This window comes from Frankia sp. AgKG'84/4, assembly GCF_023242965.2.
In the GTDB taxonomy this organism is placed as follows: domain Bacteria; phylum Actinomycetota; class Actinomycetes; order Frankiales; family Frankiaceae; genus Frankia.
Map to the genome: position 1 here is coordinate 1 of NZ_JALKFU020001159.1, position 2,800 is coordinate 2,800.

General features: G+C 71.1%; 3 protein-coding genes, 1 tRNA gene and 1 pseudogene. 3 read left to right on the forward strand and 2 right to left on the reverse strand.

Annotation, left to right across the window (positions count from 1 at the left end; genetic code table 11):
- Positions 1–65: 65 nt before the first annotated feature.
- A complete protein-coding gene (locus tag MXD58_RS28115) occupies positions 66–530 on the reverse strand; it encodes a hypothetical protein (RefSeq protein ID WP_250611193.1) in 465 nt (154 codons plus the stop codon).
- Between the two features lie 237 nt (positions 531–767).
- Here MXD58_RS28115 and MXD58_RS28120 point away from each other — a divergent pair.
- Positions 768–856: transfer RNA gene (locus tag MXD58_RS28120), tRNA-Ser, on the forward strand.
- A gap of 23 nt (positions 857–879) precedes the next feature.
- Here the strand turns inward: MXD58_RS28120 and MXD58_RS28125 are convergent.
- Positions 880–1,755, reverse strand: a complete 876-nt coding sequence (locus MXD58_RS28125) for a helix-turn-helix transcriptional regulator (RefSeq protein ID WP_308302066.1) — start codon at positions 1,753–1,755, stop codon at positions 880–882.
- A gap of 433 nt (positions 1,756–2,188) precedes the next feature.
- On the opposite strand from MXD58_RS28125, the gene MXD58_RS31980 reads away from it, so the two are divergent.
- Together MXD58_RS31980 and MXD58_RS28130 are read left to right on the forward strand one after the other, a co-directional pair.
- A complete protein-coding gene (locus tag MXD58_RS31980) occupies positions 2,189–2,392 on the forward strand; it encodes an FDXHR family putative zinc-binding protein (RefSeq protein ID WP_462184061.1) in 204 nt (67 codons plus the stop codon).
- A 215-nt stretch (positions 2,393–2,607) separates the two neighbouring features.
- Positions 2,608–2,800, forward strand: a pseudogene (locus tag MXD58_RS28130) (hypothetical protein); the annotation flags it as partial.

Below are 2,800 nucleotides of genomic sequence, written 5' to 3' on the forward strand. Positions count from 1 at the left end.
GCACGAGCCCTTGCGGCGCCGACGGCCGGGCCCGGTACGGCGGCCAGGCCGCCGGACCAGTCCGATCAGGCGCCCGGACCCCACAGGTCGCGCCCGGCCCTGGCCCGTTCCCGCGCCTTCATCCGGGCCTCGTGCACGTGGCGTTCGCCGCCGTTCAGCCGGCGGCGAACCTCCTCGTCGACGTCGACGAAGGAGTGGTAGTAGAGATCGTCGTACTCCTCGACGATCTGGAAGGTCCACCGGCCGTCGAGGACGTTGCGGCCATGCAGCCGCCCGCGGACCAGCGCCGCCGTCCGAGGGTGCCCCGCCTCCTCCAGCTGGCTGATCGCCGCGCCGAGGGTGAGATCCGCGTGGCCGCAGAGCTGGTGGAACTCGTAGAGCGCACCCCGGGCCCGTTCGACCCACTCCAGCGCCTCGCTGAGCCGGCCGACCGCTTCGACCGTCGCGTCGTCGAGGTCCGGCCGGGTCCGGTTCGCAGGCGCCTCCTTGCCGGCCTGCTCCGGGTCCTCGACCTGGGTATGTCTGCTCACCCAGGCGCAATGCCCCGGCCGGCCGCCGCCCACACCGTCCCACCTGTGGTCTCCAACGTTGGTGCGAGACCGGGCTGAGTCAGCCACGCGGCGCGCGCAGGGCGGCACCGGCGCGGGCGGGTGACATGATGTATGTCCGCGACGCGGGTGTGACATCCTGGAACCACACCCGGTGGGCACGCGGGCGGGCGCAATCCGGTGGGACCGGACCACGCCCGGCAGTGTCCCCGCTGGTCGGGAGGGCTCGCCTAGTGGCCGATGGCGACAGTCTTGAAAACTGTTAGAGGGAGTGATCCTTCTCGTGGGTTCGAATCCCACGCCCTCCGCTCCGCCGGGGCCTTCGGCCTCATCAGCCGGCCTGCACGGCGTCCGGCTGGCCGAGATGGGTGAGGGCGGCGGCGGTCCGCGGGTCGGCGGGCAGGAACATCTCGATCGCCAGCTCCGAGACGGTCACGTCCATCGGCGTGTTGAACGTCGTCATCGTGGAGACGAACGACAGCAGCTGGCCGTGGACAAGGATGTGCAGGGGCAGCGCCAGCGCGCTCGGCGCCTGCGCGGGTGAGAGTTCCGTGGTCGGATCGTCGGCGCGGGCGGAGTCCGGGACCGAATAGGCGGCGACCTCCTCGTAGAGCGCACGCAGTGCGGACGATCCGCGCGGGATCATGTTCCGGTGCATCCGCTCCAGCAGGTGGGCCCGCCATTCCGCCAGATTCACGATGCGTGGGGCCAGGCCGAGCGGGTGCAGCGCGAGGCGCATCACGTTGATCGGTGGCCGGAGCAGTTCCGGCGCGACGCCGTCGAGGAGCGCGAGCACCGGCTCGTTGGTCATCAGCACGTCGAACTGCCCGTCGAGCACCAGCGCGGGGTTCGGCTCGCAGGCGTCGAGCAGCCGGACGAGCCCGCCGCGCACGGTGGCCATCGCCGGGTCATCCAGGGGGGTCTCCGGATAGGCGGGTGCGTAGCCCGCGGCGACCAGCAGCGTGTTGCGGTCCCGGACGGGGACGTCGAGGTGTTCGGCGAGCCGAAGCACCATCGCCCGGCTGGGCATCGACCTTCCGGTCTCGACGAAACTCAGGTGGCGGGCGGAGCTGTCCGCCCGAAGGGCTAGCTCAAGCTGACTAAGCCGGCGTCGTTGACGCCACTGCCGCAACAGCGGACCCACGCCCGTCCGGGTATCCCCGTTCGGCGTTGCGAGCGAGCGGCTTTCGGCGGCGGAACCCGTCATACGGGTGACCGTAGCCAGCCCGGCAGGCTCGGGTCGTTCTGTCATTCGCCGACAGGAGTTCGCGTGTTCGTTCGTTGTGTCGGCAGTGTTCCATGATGTGCGCCACGGAGGGCTTGCACTGCCAGCAAGAAAGGTTGCGCAAGATGCCCGGACTGGGTGAAATGGCCCCGACTCGACCACCCCCTGGGGCATCGGCGCTGGACAATCACCCCGAAGACTCGACAGCCGGTTGCGTGACGCTTGTGCAGGTCTGCGACAGGATGACCGGGTGCCTCCCCGTCGGTCGACATCCCCTCGCGCGATCCCGGCCGCCGTCTCCTCGACCCGGCGTCCCCGCGCGATCTCCGTGACCCTCCACCCTGATGCAGACCAGGCCAGCCGGCAGGCGTCGTTGCCCATCCAGGTATCGCGCCGCCGTCAACCCGCGGCCGGAGTGCATCTGCCCGTTACGGCGAGCTGTTCCGGCTGTGACGAGCGGTGGACCGATCCGGCCACGACCCATTGCCGATCGTGCCATCAGAGCTGGCCGACGGTGGTGGGTTTCGACGACCATCTCGTCGACTGTCCGGCGCATCCCGTCATCGCCGCCCGGGCGATGAAGCGGGAAGGCGCGCGATCGGGCGCGGGCGTCAGATGACCATCAACTGACCCGTTGACCGCGAGGGCCGCCCGCGCGTCGAAGCTCCGCAGACGGATCGTTCACGGCCTGTCTGGTTGATTCCGCGTGACGGCGGGGTCGCGGGGTCGTGCAGCTGTTACGTTCCGGCGCTGGAGGTCTCCCTCGGCCGCCCTCGACGCGTCTGTCTGCCGCGTGCCGGGCACGGCGAGCGGGGCACAGAGACGGAGGCGCCGATGACTGTCTGCGGGCTCGCCCGACTGGACGGTGCCGACGTGCGGCGCGCGGCGCTGACCGCGATGCTGGCTGCGTCGGCCCGCGGGCTACCGGCCGCGCGCGGAGTGCACCTCGACGGGGTGTTCGGCGCGGTCACGGCCGCGGACACCGACGACGACCCGACCCCACCGGTCGCCGACGACGAGGCCGGCC